This is a genomic window from Streptomyces sp. NBC_00016 (genome assembly GCF_045040885.1).
Classification (GTDB): domain Bacteria; phylum Actinomycetota; class Actinomycetes; order Streptomycetales; family Streptomycetaceae; genus Streptomyces; species Streptomyces coriariae.
The window spans coordinates 6256517-6273430 of sequence record NZ_CP108304.1 but is presented as its reverse complement, the minus strand read 5'-3'; the positions used below and the strand labels follow the sequence as shown (position 1 = coordinate 6273430).

The window sequence follows — 16914 nt, the reverse complement described above, 5'->3', positions numbered from 1 at the left end:
GCGGGTCCCGTTCTTTGATTCATACCCCCTAGGGGTATAGTCTCAATTGACGGGAGACCTCTCGCGGCCCCGCCCGCCCCACCTGCCTCCACGAGGAGAACGACATGACCGCTCAAACCGACACCACGGGCTCCGTCACCACCGTCTACAAGGTGAGCGGCATGAGCTGCGGCCACTGCGAGGGCGCCGTCTCCGGCGAGCTCTCCGAGCTCGCCGGTGTCACCTCGGTGAAGGCCGTCGCCTCGACCGGCGAGGTCACGGTCGTCTCCGCCGCCGCGCTCGACGAGGAGGCCGTACGCGCCGCCGTCGACGAGGCGGGCTTCGAGCTGGTCGGCCAGGCCTGAGGCACCCGCACCCCAAGCACCTCTCCTCGACACCCCTCCTCCACCCACCGGGCCGTGCCGACCAGCTGATACTGGTTCTGTACGGCCCGGTCCGCTTCCTGGAGCACGGACATGACCAGCACCACCACGGAAACGCCGATAGCCGAACCGCCCGCGCCGACCGCCGAGGTCGAACTGCTCATCGGCGGGATGACCTGCGCCTCCTGCGCGGCCCGCGTCGAGAAGAAACTCAACCGCATGGACGGCGTCGTCGCGACGGTCAACTACGCCACGGAGAAGGCCAAGGTCAGCTATCCGGCCGGAACCGAGGTCGCCGACCTGATCGCGACCGTGGTGAAGACCGGGTACACGGCCGAGGAACCCGTGCCCGCCCCGGAGCCGGTCCAGGAGGACATCCCCCAGGACCCCGAGCTCGCGGACCTGCGGCACCGGCTCCTCGTCTCCGTGCTGCTCGCCGCGCCCGTCGTCCTGCTCGCGATGGTCCCGTCGCTCCAGTTCGACAACTGGCAGTGGCTCTCACTGACGCTCGCCGCGCCCGTGGTCGTCTGGGGCGGCGGCCCGCTGCACCGGGCCGCCTGGACGAACCTGCGGCACGGCGCGGCCACCATGGACACGCTGGTCTCGGTCGGCACGCTGGCCGCGCTCGGCTGGTCGCTGTGGGCGCTGTTCTTCGGCGACGCGGGCATGCCCGGCATGCGGCACCCCTTCGAACTCACCGTCTCCCGTACGGACGGCGCCTCCACGATCTATCTCGAGGTCGCCGCCGGCGTCACCGCCTTCATCCTGCTCGGCCGCTACCTGGAGGCCCGCTCCAAGCGGCGCGCGGGGGCGGCGCTGCGGGCGCTCATGGAGCTGGGCGCGAAGGACGTGGCCGTGCTGCGGGAGGGAAGGGAAGTGCGGATCCCGGTCGACCTGCTGGCCGTCGGGGACCGGTTCGTCGTACGGCCCGGGGAGAAGGTCGCCACCGACGGGACGGTCGTGGAGGGCACCTCCGCCGTGGACGCCTCGATGCTGACCGGGGAGTCGGTCCCGGTGGACGTCGGGCCCGGCGACGCCGTCACCGGCGCGACCGTGAACGCCGGCGGCCGGCTGGTCGTCGAGGCCGGCCGGATCGGCGCGGACACCCGGCTCGCGCGCATGGCGCAGCTGGTCGAGGCCGCACAGACCGGCAAGGCCGAGGTGCAGCGGCTGGCCGACCGGATCTCCGGGGTCTTCGTACCGGTGGTGCTGCTGATCGCGCTCGCCACCTTCGGCGGCTGGCTCGGCGCGACGGGTGACACGGTCGCCGCGTTCACGGCGGCCGTCGCGGTCCTGATCATCGCCTGCCCGTGCGCGCTCGGGCTCGCCACGCCGACCGCGCTCATGGTGGGCACCGGGCGCGGCGCCCAGCTCGGCATCCTCATCAAGGGCCCGGAGGTCCTGGAGTCCACGCGCCGCGTCGACACCGTCGTACTGGACAAGACCGGGACCGTCACCACCGGCCGGATGACCCTTCAGGACGTGCACGTCGTCGACGGCACCGACGAGCGGCAGCTGCTGCGGCTCGCGGGCGCGCTGGAGCACGCCTCCGAGCACCCGGTCGCCCGGGCGGTGGCGGCGGGCGCCGAGGAGAGGGCCGGGGAGCTGCCGGCGGCCGAGCGGTTCGAGAACGTGCCCGGGCGTGGGGTGCGCGGGCGGGTGGAGGGCCACGAGGTGGCCGTGGGGCGCCTCTTCGAGACGGTTCCGGACGAGGTGGCCCGGGCGAAGGAGGAGGCCGAGCGGGGCGGCCGTACGGCCGTCGTCGTGGGGTGGGACGGCGTGGCGCGCGGGGTGCTCGCGGTCGCGGACGCGGTCAAGGAGACCAGCGCCGAGGCGGTACGGCAGCTGCGGGCGCTGGGGCTCACCCCGGTGCTGCTGACCGGGGACAACCGGGCGGTCGCGGAGGCGGTCGCGGAAGCGGTCGGGATCGACCGGGTGATCGCCGAGGTGCTGCCCGAGGACAAGGTCGACGTCGTACGGCGGCTGCAGGACGAGGGGCGGGTCGTCGCCATGGTCGGGGACGGTGTCAACGACGCGGCCGCGCTCGCCACCGCCGATCTGGGGCTGGCCATGGGGACGGGCACGGACGCGGCGATCGAGGCGAGCGATCTGACGCTGGTGCGGGGGGATCTGCGGGTGGCCGCGGACGCCATCCGGCTGTCCCGGCGGACCCTGGCGACGATCAAGGGCAACCTGGTGTGGGCCTTCGGGTACAACGTGGCCGCGCTGCCGCTGGCCGCCGCCGGGCTGCTGAACCCGATGATCGCGGGGGCGGCGATGGCGTTCTCGTCGGTGTTCGTCGTGACGAACAGCCTGCGGCTGCGCGCCTTCAAGTAATACCGCCGAGTAGGACGTTGCCGATCAGGGAGACCCCTGGAGTCCTGCGCGAGCCTCACATAAGCTCTTCACAAGGCTCGCGCATCATCCTTACGCTTGGGCCTCGATCGCCGTATCCGGTCTCTTGCGCATCTAACGGACATATGCAAGAGACACAGATCACAGTGATGTGAACGTAACCATCGAAGGGGTTCGAAGGTCTAAGTTGACGATGTCAGGAAGCGTCTTGGGGGGCGCGACCTGACGTCTGAGGATGTCTTGGGGGACTTCCTCAGAGATGCGTTGCCGGGGCACGCACACCGGGAAGCTTTGAGCGGCCCTCCCAGCGTGCGCTGTCCCGGCAGATCGCACACGGCGGTGGTGGGACGAGTTCTGCTCGTTCTGCTCAACCGCAGGCACGACAACCGAAGATGGTTACAAACAGCGAATTCAGGCGCTGTTCTCACAACGCCCGGCCGGATCCCGTGGGGGGAATCCGCACCGGGACATGGGAAGGCGCCCTGGTCGTCGGCCCGTGGGGGGACTGGCGCCGGGGCGCCTTCCGTATGCCCTGCGCACACGACCGCCGGACAGCGTGCAGCCGGCCACCACCGCGCACGAGCCCGTCGACGACCACTGCCGGGACGCAAGACCACCGGGGCCGCACACACCACTGCCCGGGACATCGGTCCCGGGCAGTCAGGAAATTCACCAGTGACGGGGCACCCGATCAAGCGGCGCCCCCACCGGCAGGTGTCAGCGCTCCTCGACAGGGACGAAGTCGCGCTCGACGACACCCGTGTAGATCTGGCGCGGGCGGCCGATGCGGGAGCCGGGCTCCTTGATCATCTCGTGCCACTGGGCGATCCAGCCCGGGAGGCGGCCCAGGGCGAACAGGACCGTGAACATCTCGGTCGGGAAGCCCATGGCCCGGTAGATCAGGCCGGTGTAGAAGTCGACGTTCGGGTAGAGGTTGCGCGAGACGAAGTAGTCGTCGGAGAGCGCGTGCTCCTCCAGCTTCAGCGCGATGTCCAGCAGCTCGTCGGACTTGCCGAGGGCCGAGAGGACGTCGTGCGCCGCAGCCTTGATGATCTTCGCGCGCGGGTCGAAGGACTTGTACACCCGGTGGCCGAAGCCCATCAGGCGGACGCCGTCCTCCTTGTTCTTCACCTTGCGGATGAAGGAGTCGACGTCGCCGCCGTTGGCCTGGATGCCCTCGAGCATCTCCAGCACGGACTGGTTGGCGCCGCCGTGCAGCGGGCCCCACAGCGCGGAGATGCCGGCCGAGATCGAGGCGAACATGTTCGCCTGCGAGGAGCCGACGAGGCGGACCGTGGACGTCGAGCAGTTCTGCTCGTGGTCCGCGTGCAGGATCAGCAGCTTGTCGAGCGCGGAGACGACGACCGGGTCGAGCTCGTACTCCTGCGCCGGCACCGAGAACGTCATGCGCAGGAAGTTCTCGACGTAGCCGAGGTCGTTGCGCGGGTAGACGAACGGGTGACCGATCGACTTCTTGTAGGCGTACGCCGCGATCGTCGGAAGCTTGGCGAGCAGCCGGATGGTGGAGAGGTTGCGCTGCTTCTCGTCGAACGGGTTGTGGCTGTCCTGGTAGAACGTGGACAGCGCGGAGACCACCGACGACAGCATGGCCATCGGGTGGGCGTCGCGGGGGAAGCCGCGGTAGAAGTTCTTGACGTCCTCGTGCAGCAGCGTGTGCTGGGTGATGTCGCTCTTGAAGACGGACAGCTCGTCGACGGTCGGCAGTTCGCCGTTGATCAACAGGTACGCGACCTCGAGGAAGGTCGACCGCTCGGCCAGCTGCTCGATCGGGTAGCCGCGGTACCGGAGGATGCCCTGCTCGCCGTCGAGGTAGGTGATGGCGGATTTATAGGCGGCGGTGTTGCCGTAGCCGCTGTCCAGGGTCACCAGACCGGTCTGGGCGCGAAGCTTCCCGATGTCGAAGCCCTTGTCGCCGACGGTGCTGTCGATCACCGGGTAGGTGTACTCGCCATCGCCGAACCGCAGTACTACAGCGTTGTTGGTGTGCTCGCTCACGTCATCCCTCACCGACGTTGTGCCTCTTCTTCGAGGTTGCCCTGACTGTCTCTAACCATCCCCCATTTGGCGCACGAGAGTGCACTCGGGGTCGACCATTGGGCTTATCGGCGGCACTCAGTGCCGCCAACCAGCTCATCCTGCCGCCTTCGTCACGCTTGGGGAAGTGCTCTGTGACCTTCACGACTCATTTGATCGATCATTTTTTGTGATGTTCCGACGATCCCGCACGAACCGGCCGTCAACGGCCCGCCAGCCGGTGGTCCAGGGCCGTGCAGCGACGGCCCGCCGACACCGTGCGCACCGCCTGACCGATCGCTTTGCGGGAGCCGACGAGGACGACCAGCTTCTTGGCGCGCGTCACGGCCGTATACAAGAGGTTCCGTTGAAGCATCATCCATGCTCCCGTGGTGACGGGGATCACCACGGCGGGATATTCACTTCCCTGTGAACGGTGAATGGTGACCGCGTACGCGTGGGCCAGTTCGTCCAGTTCGTCGAACTCGTACGGAACCTCCTCGTCCTCGTCGGTCAGCACCGTGAGGCGCTGGTCGACCGGATCGAGCGAGGTCACCACGCCCACGGTGCCGTTGAAGACACCGTTCTTCCCCTTGTCGTAATTGTTGCGGATCTGGGTGACCTTGTCGCCGACGCGGAAGACCCGGCCGCCGAACCGCTTCTCGGGCACGTCGGGGCGACCGGGGGTGACGGCCTGCTGGAGCAGGCCGTTGAGGGCGCCCGCGCCGGCCGGGCCCCGGTGCATGGGCGCGAGCACCTGCACGTCCCGGCGCGGGTCCAGGCCGAACTTCGCCGGGATGCGCCGGGCGGCCACGTCCACCGTGAGGCGGCCGGCCTCCTCCGTGTCGTCCTCGACGAAGAGGAAGAAGTCCCTCATGCCGTCGGTGACCGGGTGCTGTCCGGCGTTGATCCGGTGCGCGTTGGTCACCACGCCGGACTGCTGGGCCTGGCGGAACACGCGCGTGAGGCGCACGGCGGGCACCGGGCTGCCGTCGGCCAGCAGATCGCGCAGCACCTCGCCCGCGCCGACGCTGGGCAACTGGTCGACGTCCCCCACGAAGAGCAGGTGCGCGCCCGGGGGTACGGCCTTGACCAGTTTGTTGGCGAGGAGCAGATCCAGCATCGACGCCTCGTCGATTACCACCAGGTCCGCGTCCAGCGGCCGGTCCCGGTCGTAGGCCGCGTCGCCACCGGGCTTGAGCTCCAGCAGGCGGTGGACGGTGGAGGCCTCGGCGCCGGTCAGCTCGGCCAGGCGCTTGGCGGCGCGGCCGGTGGGCGCGGCCAGCACGACCTTGGCCTTCCTGGCGCGGGCCAGCTCCACGATCGAGCGGACGGTGAAGGACTTGCCGCAGCCGGGGCCGCCGGTGAGCACGGCGACCTTCTCGGTCAGCGCGAGCCTGACGGCCGCCTCCTGCTCGGGTGCGAGTGCGGCCTCGGTACGGGACTTCAGCCAGGCCAGCGCCTTGTCCCAGGCCACGTCACGGAAGGCCGGCATCCGGTCCTCCTCGGTGCGCAGCAGGCGCAACAGCTGTGCGGAGAGGGAGAGCTCGGCGCGGTGGAAGGGGACCAGATAGACGGCGGTGACCGGTTCTCCCCCGTCGGGCGCCGGGACCTTCTCCCGTACGACTCCGGGGTCCTCGCCCTCCTCCGGCGGCGCCGCGAGTTCGGCGAGGCACTCGATGACCAGGCCGGTGTCGACCTGGAGCAGCTTCACCGCGTCGGCGATCAGCCGCTCCTCGGGGAGGTAGCAGTGGCCCTGGTCGGTGGCCTGGGACAGGGCGTACTGGAGGCCCGCCTTGACGCGCTCCGGGCTGTCGTGCGGGATGCCGACGGACTGGGCGATCTTGTCGGCGGTGAGGAACCCGATGCCCCAGACGTCCGCGGCGAGCCGGTAGGGCTGGTTCTTCACGACCGAGATGGAGGCGTCGCCGTACTTCTTGTAGATGCGCACCGCGATGGAGGTGGACACCTCGACGGTCTGGAGGAAGAGCATGACCTCCTTGATCGCCTTCTGCTCCTCCCAGGCGTCGGCGATCTTCTTCGTGCGTTTCGGGCCGAGGCCGGGCACCTCGATGAGCCGCTTCGGCTCCTCCTCGATGATCCGCAGGGTGTCCATGCCGAAGTGCTGGGTGATGCGGTCGGCGAAGACCGGGCCGATGCCCTTGACCAGTCCTGAGCCGAGGTAGCGGCGGATGCCCTGGACCGTGGCGGGCAGGACGGTCGTGTAGTTCTCGACGGTGAACTGCTTGCCGTACTGCGGGTGGGAGCCCCAGCGGCCCTCCATGCGCAGGGACTCGCCGACCTGGGCGCCGAGCAGCGCGCCGACGACCGTGAGGAGGTCGCCGCCGCCTCTGCCGGTGTCGACACGGGCGACCGTGTAGCCGTTCTCCTCGTTCGCGTACGTGATGCGCTCGAGCACGCCTTCCAGCGTGGCCGTACGCCGCTCTCCCGCTTGGGCGGCCCCCGCCTGTTCGGTCATGATCCGACGTTACCGCCCGCCACCGACAGGCCCCGGGGGGCGACCGTCGGCCGCCCGCCGGGCGTCGTTCATCACGATCCGGTCTCGGGATGCGGTCGAGGGCTTGATTAACCCCCGTGTAATCGATTCCAATCCTTCCTACACGTCGATGTAATCGATTCCACGACCTCGACGTTCATGAACCGAGTCCACAAGGAGGTGGGGCGGCGATGGCGAGCATCAAGGACGTCGCGGCCGAGGCGGGGGTCTCCGTCGCCACGGTGTCGCGCGTCCTGAACGACCATCCGTCGGTCAGCGAGGACGCACGCACGCGTGTGCTGGCCGCCGTCGAGGCGCTGGGCTACCGCCCGAACGCCGTCGCCCGGTCGCTGCGCACCGACCAGACCCGCACCCTGGGCCTGGTCATCAGCGACGTGCTCAACCCGTACTTCACCGAGCTGGCCCGCTCCGTCGAAGAGGAGGCCCGCGCGCTCGGCTACAGCGTCATCATCGGCAACGCCGACGAGCGGCCCGACCTCCAGGATCACCACGTACGGACCCTGCTGGACCGCCGGATCGACGGTCTCCTCGTCTCCCCGACCGACGGCGGCTCGCCGCTGATCCTCGGCGCCGCGCGCGCGGGGACGCCGATGGTGTTCGTCGACCGGTGGATCCCGGGCGTCGACGTGCCGGTGGTGCGGTCGGACGGCCGCGCGGCCGTGCGGGACCTCGTCGCGCATCTGCACGGGCTGGGGCACCGCAGGCTCGCCATCATCGCGGGCCCCGCCGCCACCACCACCGGCAGCGAGCGCGTCGAGGCCTTCCGGGCCGCCATGGCCGAGTACGGGCTCCCCCTCCTGGACGCCTACACGGGTCAGGGCGACTTCCAGGCCGAGAGCGGCCGGCGGGTCACCGAGGGCTTCCTCGACCTGCCCGAACCGCCCGAGGTCGTGTTCGCCGCCGACAACCTCATGGCACTGGGCGCCCTGGACGCCGTACGCGCGCGTGGGCTGCGGGTTCCGCAGGACATCGCGCTGGCCGCGTTCGACGACATCCGCTGGTTCGTGCACACCGACCCGCCGATCACCGCGATCGCCCAGCCGACGGGCGAACTGGGACGGGCCGCCGTGCGCGCGCTCGTCGACCGCATCGAGGGACGGCCCCCGCAGTCCGTCACCCTCCCGGCCCGGCTCGTCGTCCGCCGTTCGTGCGGCGAGCCGGCCCCTCAAGAGCCGCCCGCTCCCGAGGAGTTCCCCGCCTCTGTGGAGCCGTCCCCCGCAATGAACAGGAGCCAGACGTGAGCAACGCGGACGAGTTGCTGCGCATCGAAGGCATACGCAAGACCTTCCCCGGTGTGGTCGCGCTCGACAGCGTCGACTTCGACCTGCGCCGGGGCGAGGTGCATGTGCTGCTCGGTGAGAACGGCGCGGGCAAGAGCACCCTCATCAAGATGCTCTCCGGTGCCTACCGGCCCGACGCCGGGCGGATCCTGGCCGACGGCGAGGAGGTCCGCATCCATGGCGCGCAGGACTCCGAGCGCCTCGGGATCGCCACCATCTACCAGGAGTTCAACCTCGTTCCCGATCTCACCGTCGCCGAGAACATCTTCCTGGGACGGCAGCCGCGCCGCTTCGGGATGATCGACCGGAAGCGGATGGAGACCGAGGCGGCCGCCCTGCTGGAGCGGGTGGGGGTGAACGTCTCGCCCCGCACGCGCGTGCGGGAACTCGGCATCGCCCGCCTGCAGATGGTCGAGATCGCCAAGGCGCTCAGCCTGAACGCGCGCGTGCTGATCATGGACGAGCCGACCGCCGTGCTGACCTCCGAGGAGGTCGAGAAGCTCTTCGCCATCGTGCGCAGGCTGCGCGAGGACGGCGTCGGCATCGTGTTCATCACGCACCACCTCGAGGAGATCGCCGCCCTCGGCGACCGGGTCACGGTCATCCGGGACGGCAGGAGCGTCGGGCAGGTCCCGGCCACCACGCCCGAGGACGAACTCGTACGGCTCATGGTGGGCCGCTCCATCGAGCAGCAGTACCCCAGGGAGCGCGCCGAGACGGGCGCCGCGCTGCTGTCCGTCGAGGGACTCACGCGGGACGGCGTCTTCCACGACGTCAGCTTCGAGGTGCACGCCGGTGAGGTCGTCGGTGTCGCCGGGCTCGTCGGCGCCGGCCGTACCGAGGTCGTACGCGCCGTCTTCGGAGCGGACCCGTACGACCGCGGAGCCGTCCGGGTCGGCGGCGCGCACCTCCCCCGGTACGACGTGAACGCCGCGATGGCGGCCGGGATCGGGCTCGTGCCCGAGGACCGCAAGGGCCAGGGGCTGGTGCTCGACCAGTCGGTCGAGGAGAACCTCGGGCTCGTCACCATGCGGGCCGCGACCCGTGGCGGGCTGGTGGACCTGAAGAGCCAGCACGAGGCGGCGGCGCGGATCGCGGGGCAGCTGGGCGTGCGGATGGCGGGCCTCGGCCAGCAGGTGCGCACGCTCTCCGGCGGCAACCAGCAGAAGGTCGTCATCGGCAAATGGCTGCTGGCCGACACCAAGGTGCTGATCCTCGACGAGCCGACGCGCGGGATCGACGTCGGCGCGAAGGTCGAGATCTACCAGCTCATCAACGAGCTGACGGCCGCCGGTGCCGCCGTCCTGATGATCTCCAGCGATCTGCCCGAGGTGCTCGGTATGAGCGACCGGGTGCTGGTGATGGCCCAGGGCCGGATCGCCGGCGAGCTGTCGGCGGACGAGGCGACCCAGGACTCGGTCATGGCGCTCGCCGTCAGCACCGCCCTTCACGACGAAGACCACGAAGACCACGAAAACGACGAAACCGAAGAACTGGAGGCCGGCCGTGGCCGCTGAGACGCTCAAGAGCGGGACGGGCGCCGGGGGCGCCGCGGCGGTCCGCCGTCTGCTCCTCGACAACGGCGCGCTGACCGCGCTGATCGTCCTCGTCATCGCCATGTCGGCGCTGTCGGGTGACTTCCTGACCACGGACAACCTGCTCAACGTGGGTGTCCAGGCGGCCGTGACCGCCATTCTCGCCTTCGGCGTGACCTTCGTGATCGTCTCGGCGGGCATCGACCTGTCGGTCGGCTCGGTGGCGGCCCTGTCGGCCACCGTGCTGGCCTGGAGCGCCACGCAGCACGGCGTGCCGGTGGTGCTCGCGGTGGTCCTGGCCGTCGCGACCGGTATCGCGGCCGGCCTGGTGAACGGTTTCCTCATCGCCTACGGCAAGCTGCCGCCGTTCATCGCGACGCTCGCGATGCTGTCGGTCGCTCGCGGTCTGTCGCTGGTGATCTCCGAGGGCTCGCCGATCGCCTTCCCCGACTCGGTCTCGCACCTCGGTGACACGCTCGGCGGCTGGCTGCCGGTGCCGGTGCTCGTGATGGTCGTGATGGGGCTGATCGCCGCGTTCGTGCTCGGCCGGACGTACATCGGCCGTTCGATGTACGCCATCGGCGGCAACGAGGAGGCGGCACGCCTCTCCGGCCTGCGGGTGAAGAAGCAGAAGCTCGCGATCTACGCGCTGTCCGGCGTGTTCGCGGCCGCGGCGGGCGTCGTGCTCGCCTCCCGGCTGTCCTCCGCGCAGCCGCAGGCCGCCGACGGTTACGAGCTGGACGCGATCGCCGCGGTGGTCATCGGCGGCGCCTCCCTCGCGGGTGGTACGGGCAAGGCCTCGGGCACCCTGATCGGCGCGCTGATCCTGGCGGTGCTGAGGAACGGTCTGAACCTGCTGTCCGTCTCCGCCTTCTGGCAGCAGGTCGTCATCGGTGTCGTCATCGCGCTGGCGGTGCTCCTCGACACCGTGCGCCGCAAGGCGGGGGCGACCCCGATGGCGGCCGGGACGGGCAGCGGCGGCAGCAAGGGCCGGCAGGCGGCGACGTACGGGCTCGCGGCCGTGGTCACCGTGGCGATCGTCGGCGCGACCTCCTTCCTGCACGGCGGCAACTCGTCGAGCGCGAACCCGAAGGTCGGCCTGGCGCTGTCCACGCTCAACAACCCGTTCTTCGTGCAGATCCAGTCGGGTGCGAAGGCCGAGGCGAAGAAGCTGGGTGTGGACCTGACGGTCACCGACGCGCAGAACGACGCCTCGCAGCAGGCCAACCAGCTCCAGAACTTCACCAGTTCCGGCCTCGACTCGATCATCGTCAATCCGGTGGACTCGGACGCGGCGAGCAACTCGGTGAAGGCCGCCGACAAGGCGAAGATCCCGGTGATCGCGGTCGACCGGGGCGTCAACAAGGCCACGGTGGACGCGCTGGTCGCCTCCGACAACGTGGCCGGCGGTGAGCTGGCGGCCAAGACGGTCGCCGAGAAGCTGGGCGGCACCGGCAAGATCGTGATCCTCCAGGGCCAGGCGGGCACCTCCGCGGCGCGGGAACGGGCGGAAGGTTTCGCCAAGGGGCTGAAGGCCTACCCCGGCATCCAGGTGCTGGCCCAGCAGCCGGCCGACTTCGACCGCACCAAGGGCCTCGACGTGATGTCGAACCTGCTCCAGGCGCACCCGGACGTCCAGGGCGTCATCGCCGCCAACGACGAGATGGCGCTCGGCGCGATCAAGGCGCTGGGCTCCAAGGCCGGCAAGTCGGTCCAGGTCGTCGGCTTCGACGGCACCCCGGACGGGCTGACGGCCGTCAAGAACGGCACGCTGTACGCGTCCGTGGCGCAGCAGCCGTCCCAGCTGGGCAGGATCGCGGTGGACAACGCGCTGAAGGCACTCCAGGGCAAGAAGGTCGAGAAGACGGTGAAGGTGCCGGTGAAGGTGGTCACGAAGGAGAACGTGGCCGGCTTCAGCGGCTGACATTCGGCGAGCGGGCGGACGGTCACCCGGGGGAACACCTCCGGGGACCGTCCGCCCCGAGTCACGTATCAGGGGAGTCACTTCATGTACGACTACGACCTTCTGGTCGTAGGGTCGGCCAACGCCGACCTGGTGATCGACGTCGAGCGCAGGCCCGCCGCCGGTGAGACGGTGCTCGGTTCGGACCTGGCGGTCCACCCCGGCGGCAAGGGCGCGAACCAGGCCGTCGCGGCCGCCCGGCTCGGGGCCCGTACGGCCCTGCTGGCCCGGGTCGGCGACGACGCGTACGGGCGGCTGCTGCTCGACTCGCAGCGGGCGGCCGGGGTCGACACGGCCGGCGTCCTGGTGGGCGGGGCGCCCACGGGCGTCGCGCTGATCACCGTGGACCCGTCGGGCGACAACAGCATCGTGGTGTCACCGGGGGCGAACGGGCGGCTGACCCCGGCGGACGTCCGCGCGGCCGCCGGCCTCTGCCACGCCTCCCGGGTGGTGTCGGCCCAGCTGGAGATCCCGCTGGAGACGGTCGGGGAGGTCGTGCGGAACCTGGCGCCGGGCAGCCGCTTCGTGCTGAACCCGTCACCCCCGCGCCCGTTGCCCGCCGAGGTGCTGGCGGCCTGCGACCCGCTGATCGTCAACGAGCACGAGGCGAAGGTGATCCTCGGCGAGGCGGACGGGAGCGAGGAGCCCGAGGACTGGGCGCGGCTGCTGCTCGCGAAGGGGCCGAAGTCGGTGGTCGTGACGCTGGGCGGGGAGGGTGCGCTGGTGGCGTCGGCGGACGGCGTCTCCCGGGTACCGTCGGTGAAGGTGGCGGCGGTGGACACGACGGGCGCGGGCGACTCCTTCACGGCGGCGCTGGCCTGGCGGCTGGGCACGGGTCACGGCCTGGCCGAGGCGGCGGCCTACGCGGCGCGGGTCGGGGCGGCCGCCGTGACCCGGCGGGGCGCGCAGGAGTCGTTCCCCACAGCTCAGGAAGTCGAGGCCCTGTGAAGAAGGCCGGGATCCTCAACCGTCATCTGGCCGGGGCGCTGGCCGAGTTGGGGCACGGGGACGGGGTGCTGGTGTGTGACGCCGGTATGCCGATACCGGACGGGCCGCGGGTGGTCGACCTCGCGTTCCTGGCGGGGGTGCCGTCGTTCGCGGAGGTGGTCGACGGGCTGCTCGCCGAGCTGGTCGTGGAGGGCGCCACGGCGGCGAGCGAGGTCCGCGAGGCGAATCCGGCGGCGGCCGGGCTGCTGGACGGGCACTTTCCCGGGCTGGCCCTGGTCCCGCACGAGGAGCTGAAGAGGCTGTCGGCGGGGGCGCGGCTGGTGGTGCGCACGGGCGAGGCGCGGCCGTATGCGAACGTCCTGCTCAGGTGCGGGGTGTTCTTCTGAGCCCGATCAGGCCCGCCGGTGCGGCCTGTTGATACGGCCCGCCGACCGCGGCTGAAAAGCCTCGAGGGGGTCCGGTCCGTCGACCGGGCCCCCTCGGCTTTTCCCCTCCGTACCAGAACCCCCGCGATCCCCCCGGATCCCCCTCCAGAAGCCCTGATGCCACGTACGACACGCGGAGGTGCGGAAGGGTTGCACGGCTTCCGGGAAATTTCTGACGGGCCGTTCGGCGCATATGCCGGAGCGAACACCGAGCGAACGAAACAAGCCAATGGCACATGCCAGGCGCATCAAACACCTCGCGGGCGCATTGCATCACTTGGAATGAACCGCGCAGGTCAAACGGGTGATTCGGGAAAATCGCCCCCCATGATGTGGTCGTTCCCCACTCCTCCCACAAGGAGACGACCATGTCGGAAACCGCCGAGCCCAACGTCGGCACTTTCACCCTCGGTGCCTCACCGGCCGCCCGGTCCGCCGCCTCGATCGACGTTCCCGAACACGAGGAATGGCCCTTGCCGAACGGCTTCGCCTGGGTGTTCCCGGGCGAGGGCAACAGCGGCGGCATCCGCCGTCCCGTGATCATGGCCGACGGTTTCAACCTCGGCCGCAGCGAGCTCGACAAGCTCTACCAGGGGCTGGAGGGCGGCGAGTTCCCGTTCATCAGCGAACTGCGCCGACGCGGCCGGGACGTGATCCTGCTCGGCTTCGACGAGCGCAGCGCGTCCATCCTGGAGAACGCGGAGACGGTCACGGCCGCCATCATGCGGACCCGCGCGGAGCAGCTCGGCAACACCCGGCTGGCCGTCGGCGGGTTCAGCATGGGCGGCATCGTCACCCGTTACGCGCTGGCCAAGCTCGAGACGCAGCGCATGGACCACCAGGTCGCCCTGTACTTCTCCTACGACAGCCCGCACCGCGGCGCGTCCATCCCGGTCGGTGTACAGGCGTTCTCGTACTTCATCCCCTTCCCGAACGACTTCGCGAAGCAGATGAACAGCCCGGCGGCGCGTCAGATGCTGTGGCGCCACTACGACAAGGACACCGGCAAGATCGGGGTCGCCCCGGAGCGCACGGAGTTCCTGGCCGCCCTGGAGCGGCTCGGCGGCTGGCCGCGGATCCCCCGTCTGATCGGCATCGCCAACGGCCGCGGTGACGGAATCGGCCTGCCCGAGGTGAAGCCCGGTGAGGTCGCCCTGCGGGTGGACGGGATCTACCCCGGCACCACCTTCTACACCCAGGCCCAGGGCGACGACGTGACGGTCGCCTATCTCAACCGGCGGCTCCCCAAGGCCGACAAGACCATCACCACCAGCGGCTTCCCCGAGCTGGACGGCGCACCCGGCGGCACCCTGCACACCTACAAGATCCTCGCCGACACCCTGAAGAAGCTCGGCGGCACGGTGGACCTGCGGCACGAGGAGGTCTGCTTCGTGCCGTCGGTGAGCGCGGTCGCGATCCGGGACGTCGAGAAGCAGGCCGACCTGTACGCGAAGGTCGACAGCCTGTCCCCGGACGAGAGCGAGTTGGACGACTTCATTCTTTCGTCGACGACCACGCCGCACACCGGGATCACCGAGGAACTGTGCACCTGGCTGCTGGACCGGCTGCCCGACTAGACCCGCCGCGTCACGCCCAGGCACCACCGGGGCCGCCCTCCGCTCACACCTGACGGAGGGCGGCCCCTCCGTCGCTTCCCGATCCGGCGGCGCTAAGCAGGCGGCGCGGGCGTCTCGGGGGCGGGCGGCAGGGGGTCGGAGACGAACCACCCGCGCTGCGGAACGGCGTACACCCAGCTTTCGTCCGCCAGCAGGCCGAGCCCTCGCCGCACGGTCGTCCGCGCGATCCCGTACTTCTGCACAAGCTGAGCTTCGCTCGGCAGCATCCGCCCGGGTTGCCAGTCGCCGCGTTGAATCTGCGCCCGCAGAATCTCGGCCAGCTGCCGGTACGGGGTCAGCGGCGCTCCGTGATCGATCTCAGCGTCGGGGTTCATGGAGTCGACGCTAGGCAACGGGAGTATTACCCACACTTTGGGATACGTCTCGCTACGAAGCGATACAAGGCGATACGATGAGATCGCCCAACGAAAAGCGCCCCGGCGGGAAGGTGCAAGCTTCCGTGCCGGGGCTGAGCCGACTGAACTGGAGTCGACCTATGCGCAGCCTACTGGCCGCGATCCTGAGCCTTTTCCTGCCGCCTCGCGGAGCGCACCGCGCCCCCGACCGGACCCCGCCCCCCTTCCCGGCCGTCCGCGCGGAGCGGCCCGCCGACGTGACCCTCGCCGACGGTCCGCCCCTGGTCAGGCCGTACCTCGCCGCCTGGGAACGGGAACGGGACGCCCTGGACCGCAGGCACTTCCAGCGGGAACGGCGGCGGGCGGCGGTCCTGGCCACCCTGGGCCAGGGCTACGTCCCGGCGGAGGCCGCCGCGTGAGCGCCAGGCGGTTCCGCAGCCTCGGCGTCGACCCCGCCACCGGGAAGGAGGCGTTCGTGGTCGCGCGTCCCGGCGGAATCCTGGAGGAACTGGCCGACACGCACGCGCTGAAGGCCGCCGCCGTCCTGGTGACGGTCGTCGGGGCCGTGCTGGACGGCGGCAGATCGTCGGACGCCGAACTCGCCGCCTTCGTACCGTCGTTGCACGCGGCGCTCGAGGAATGCGTCGGCATCATGGCGGCGGACAGGGAGCGGCTGACGTAGCGGGTCCGCCGACCCGCAGGGCATGGTGCCGTCAGTCCGCCGTGTGCGTCACGAAGCGTTCCGCGGTCTCGGCGAGCACCTCCCTGCCGTCCCTCGCCCACAGGGCGTCGTTGAACAGTTCGACCTCGATCGCGCCGGTGTATCCGGCCGCCGTCACGTGTCCCAGCCACTCGCGCATGTCGATCGCGCCGTCGCCGATCTGGCCGCGGCCGTTGAGGACACCCTCCGGGAGGGGGGTCGTCCAGTCGGCGAGCTGGAAGGTGTGGATACGGCCGCCCGCGCCCGCCCGGGCGATCTGGGCGGGGGCCTGGTCGTCCCACCAGATGTGGTACGTGTCGACGGTGACGCCGACCTGGTGGGCGGGGAAGCGTTCCGCGAGGTCCAGGGCCTGGGTGAGGGTGGAGACCACGCAGCGGTCGGCGGCGTACATGGGGTGCAGGGGCTCGATGGCCAGTTTCACCCCGTGGTCCTCGGCGTAGGGGCCGAGGACGGACAGGGCGTCGGCGATGCGCTCGCGGGCGCCGTGCAGGTCCTTGGAGCCGGCGGGCAGACCGCCGGAGACAAGGACCAGCACCTCGGTACCGAGGGTCGCCGCCTCGTCGATCGCCCGGCGGTTGTCGGCCAGGGCGGCGGCCCGTTCGTCCGGGTCGAGCGCCGTGAAGAAGCCGCCGCGGCACAGTGTCGTCACCGTCAGACCCGCGTCGCGGACCAGCTTCGCGGTCCGCTCCACGCCGTACGTCTGCACCGGCTCGCGCCACAGGCCGACGTTGGTCACGCCCGACTCCCGGCAGGCGTCCGCCAGTTCGGGCATCGACAGGTGCTTCACCGTCATCTGGTTGA

General features: G+C 70.4%; 14 protein-coding genes. 10 read left to right on the top strand and 4 right to left on the bottom strand.

Annotated elements, in window-relative coordinates; all coding sequences use genetic code 11:
• The first annotated feature begins 104 nt into the window (after positions 1–104).
• Entirely contained in the window at positions 105–344 is a 240-nt protein-coding gene (locus OG933_RS27830; RefSeq protein WP_054240094.1) for a heavy-metal-associated domain-containing protein, read from the top strand.
• A gap of 111 nt (positions 345–455) precedes the next feature.
• Positions 456–2699: a heavy metal translocating P-type ATPase gene (locus OG933_RS27825; protein ID WP_405629355.1), complete on the top strand. Its 2244-nt coding sequence runs from the start codon at positions 456–458 to the stop codon at positions 2697–2699.
• A gap of 735 nt (positions 2700–3434) precedes the next feature.
• Here the strand turns inward: OG933_RS27825 and OG933_RS27820 are convergent.
• Positions 3435–4733: a citrate synthase gene (locus OG933_RS27820; protein WP_020131734.1), complete on the bottom strand. Its 1299-nt coding sequence runs from the start codon at positions 4731–4733 to the stop codon at positions 3435–3437.
• A gap of 241 nt (positions 4734–4974) precedes the next feature.
• On the bottom strand, positions 4975–7230 hold the full coding sequence (locus tag OG933_RS27815) for an ATP-dependent RecD-like DNA helicase (RefSeq protein WP_405629353.1): 2256 nt from the start codon (positions 7228–7230) through the stop codon (positions 4975–4977).
• Positions 7231–7439: 209 nt separating this feature from the next.
• Here OG933_RS27815 and OG933_RS27810 point away from each other — a divergent pair, with 209 nt between their 5' ends.
• The 6 genes from OG933_RS27810 (at position 7440) to OG933_RS27785 (ending at position 14997) form a co-directional block, all read left to right on the top strand.
• Positions 7440–8510, top strand: coding sequence for a LacI family DNA-binding transcriptional regulator (locus OG933_RS27810; RefSeq protein WP_405629351.1), 1071 nt, complete (start codon positions 7440–7442; stop codon positions 8508–8510).
• Positions 8507–10066: a sugar ABC transporter ATP-binding protein gene (locus OG933_RS27805; RefSeq protein WP_405629349.1), complete on the top strand. Its 1560-nt coding sequence runs from the start codon at positions 8507–8509 to the stop codon at positions 10064–10066. The genes OG933_RS27810 and OG933_RS27805 overlap by 4 nt, the downstream gene beginning before the upstream one ends.
• Positions 10056–12008 (top strand): substrate-binding domain-containing protein, encoded by a 1953-nt coding sequence (locus OG933_RS27800; RefSeq protein ID WP_362525459.1) that lies wholly within the window; start codon positions 10056–10058, stop codon positions 12006–12008. The genes OG933_RS27805 and OG933_RS27800 overlap by 11 nt, the downstream gene beginning before the upstream one ends.
• A gap of 84 nt (positions 12009–12092) precedes the next feature.
• Entirely contained in the window at positions 12093–12995 is a 903-nt protein-coding gene (locus OG933_RS27795; protein ID WP_405629347.1) for a ribokinase, read from the top strand.
• The gene (rbsD, locus tag OG933_RS27790; RefSeq protein ID WP_362525463.1) at positions 12992–13381 is read left to right on the top strand and encodes a D-ribose pyranase; all 390 of its coding nucleotides are present in this window, start codon (positions 12992–12994) and stop codon (positions 13379–13381) included. The genes OG933_RS27795 and rbsD overlap by 4 nt, the downstream gene beginning before the upstream one ends.
• 407 nt (positions 13382–13788) lie before the next feature.
• Positions 13789–14997 carry an esterase/lipase family protein gene (locus OG933_RS27785; RefSeq protein WP_405629345.1) on the top strand — a complete coding sequence of 403 codons (1209 nt, stop codon included), beginning with the start codon at positions 13789–13791 and terminating at the stop codon, positions 14995–14997.
• A 92-nt stretch (positions 14998–15089) separates the two neighbouring features.
• Here OG933_RS27785 and OG933_RS27780 read toward each other — a convergent pair whose 3' ends face one another.
• Positions 15090–15371, bottom strand: a complete 282-nt coding sequence (locus tag OG933_RS27780) for a GntR family transcriptional regulator (protein ID WP_362525468.1) — start codon at positions 15369–15371, stop codon at positions 15090–15092.
• Positions 15372–15532: 161 nt separating this feature from the next.
• On the opposite strand from OG933_RS27780, the gene OG933_RS27775 reads away from it, so the two are divergent.
• Positions 15533–15811, top strand: coding sequence for a hypothetical protein (locus OG933_RS27775; protein WP_405629343.1), 279 nt, complete (start codon positions 15533–15535; stop codon positions 15809–15811).
• On the top strand, positions 15808–16074 hold the full coding sequence (locus tag OG933_RS27770; RefSeq protein WP_405629342.1) for a hypothetical protein: 267 nt from the start codon (positions 15808–15810) through the stop codon (positions 16072–16074). The genes OG933_RS27775 and OG933_RS27770 overlap by 4 nt, the downstream gene beginning before the upstream one ends.
• A 31-nt stretch (positions 16075–16105) precedes the next feature.
• Here the strand turns inward: OG933_RS27770 and OG933_RS27765 are convergent, their stop codons facing one another.
• Positions 16106–16906 carry a sugar phosphate isomerase/epimerase family protein gene (locus OG933_RS27765; protein ID WP_405633540.1) on the bottom strand — a complete coding sequence of 267 codons (801 nt, stop codon included), beginning with the start codon at positions 16904–16906 and terminating at the stop codon, positions 16106–16108.
• Positions 16907–16914: the final 8 nt, after the last annotated feature.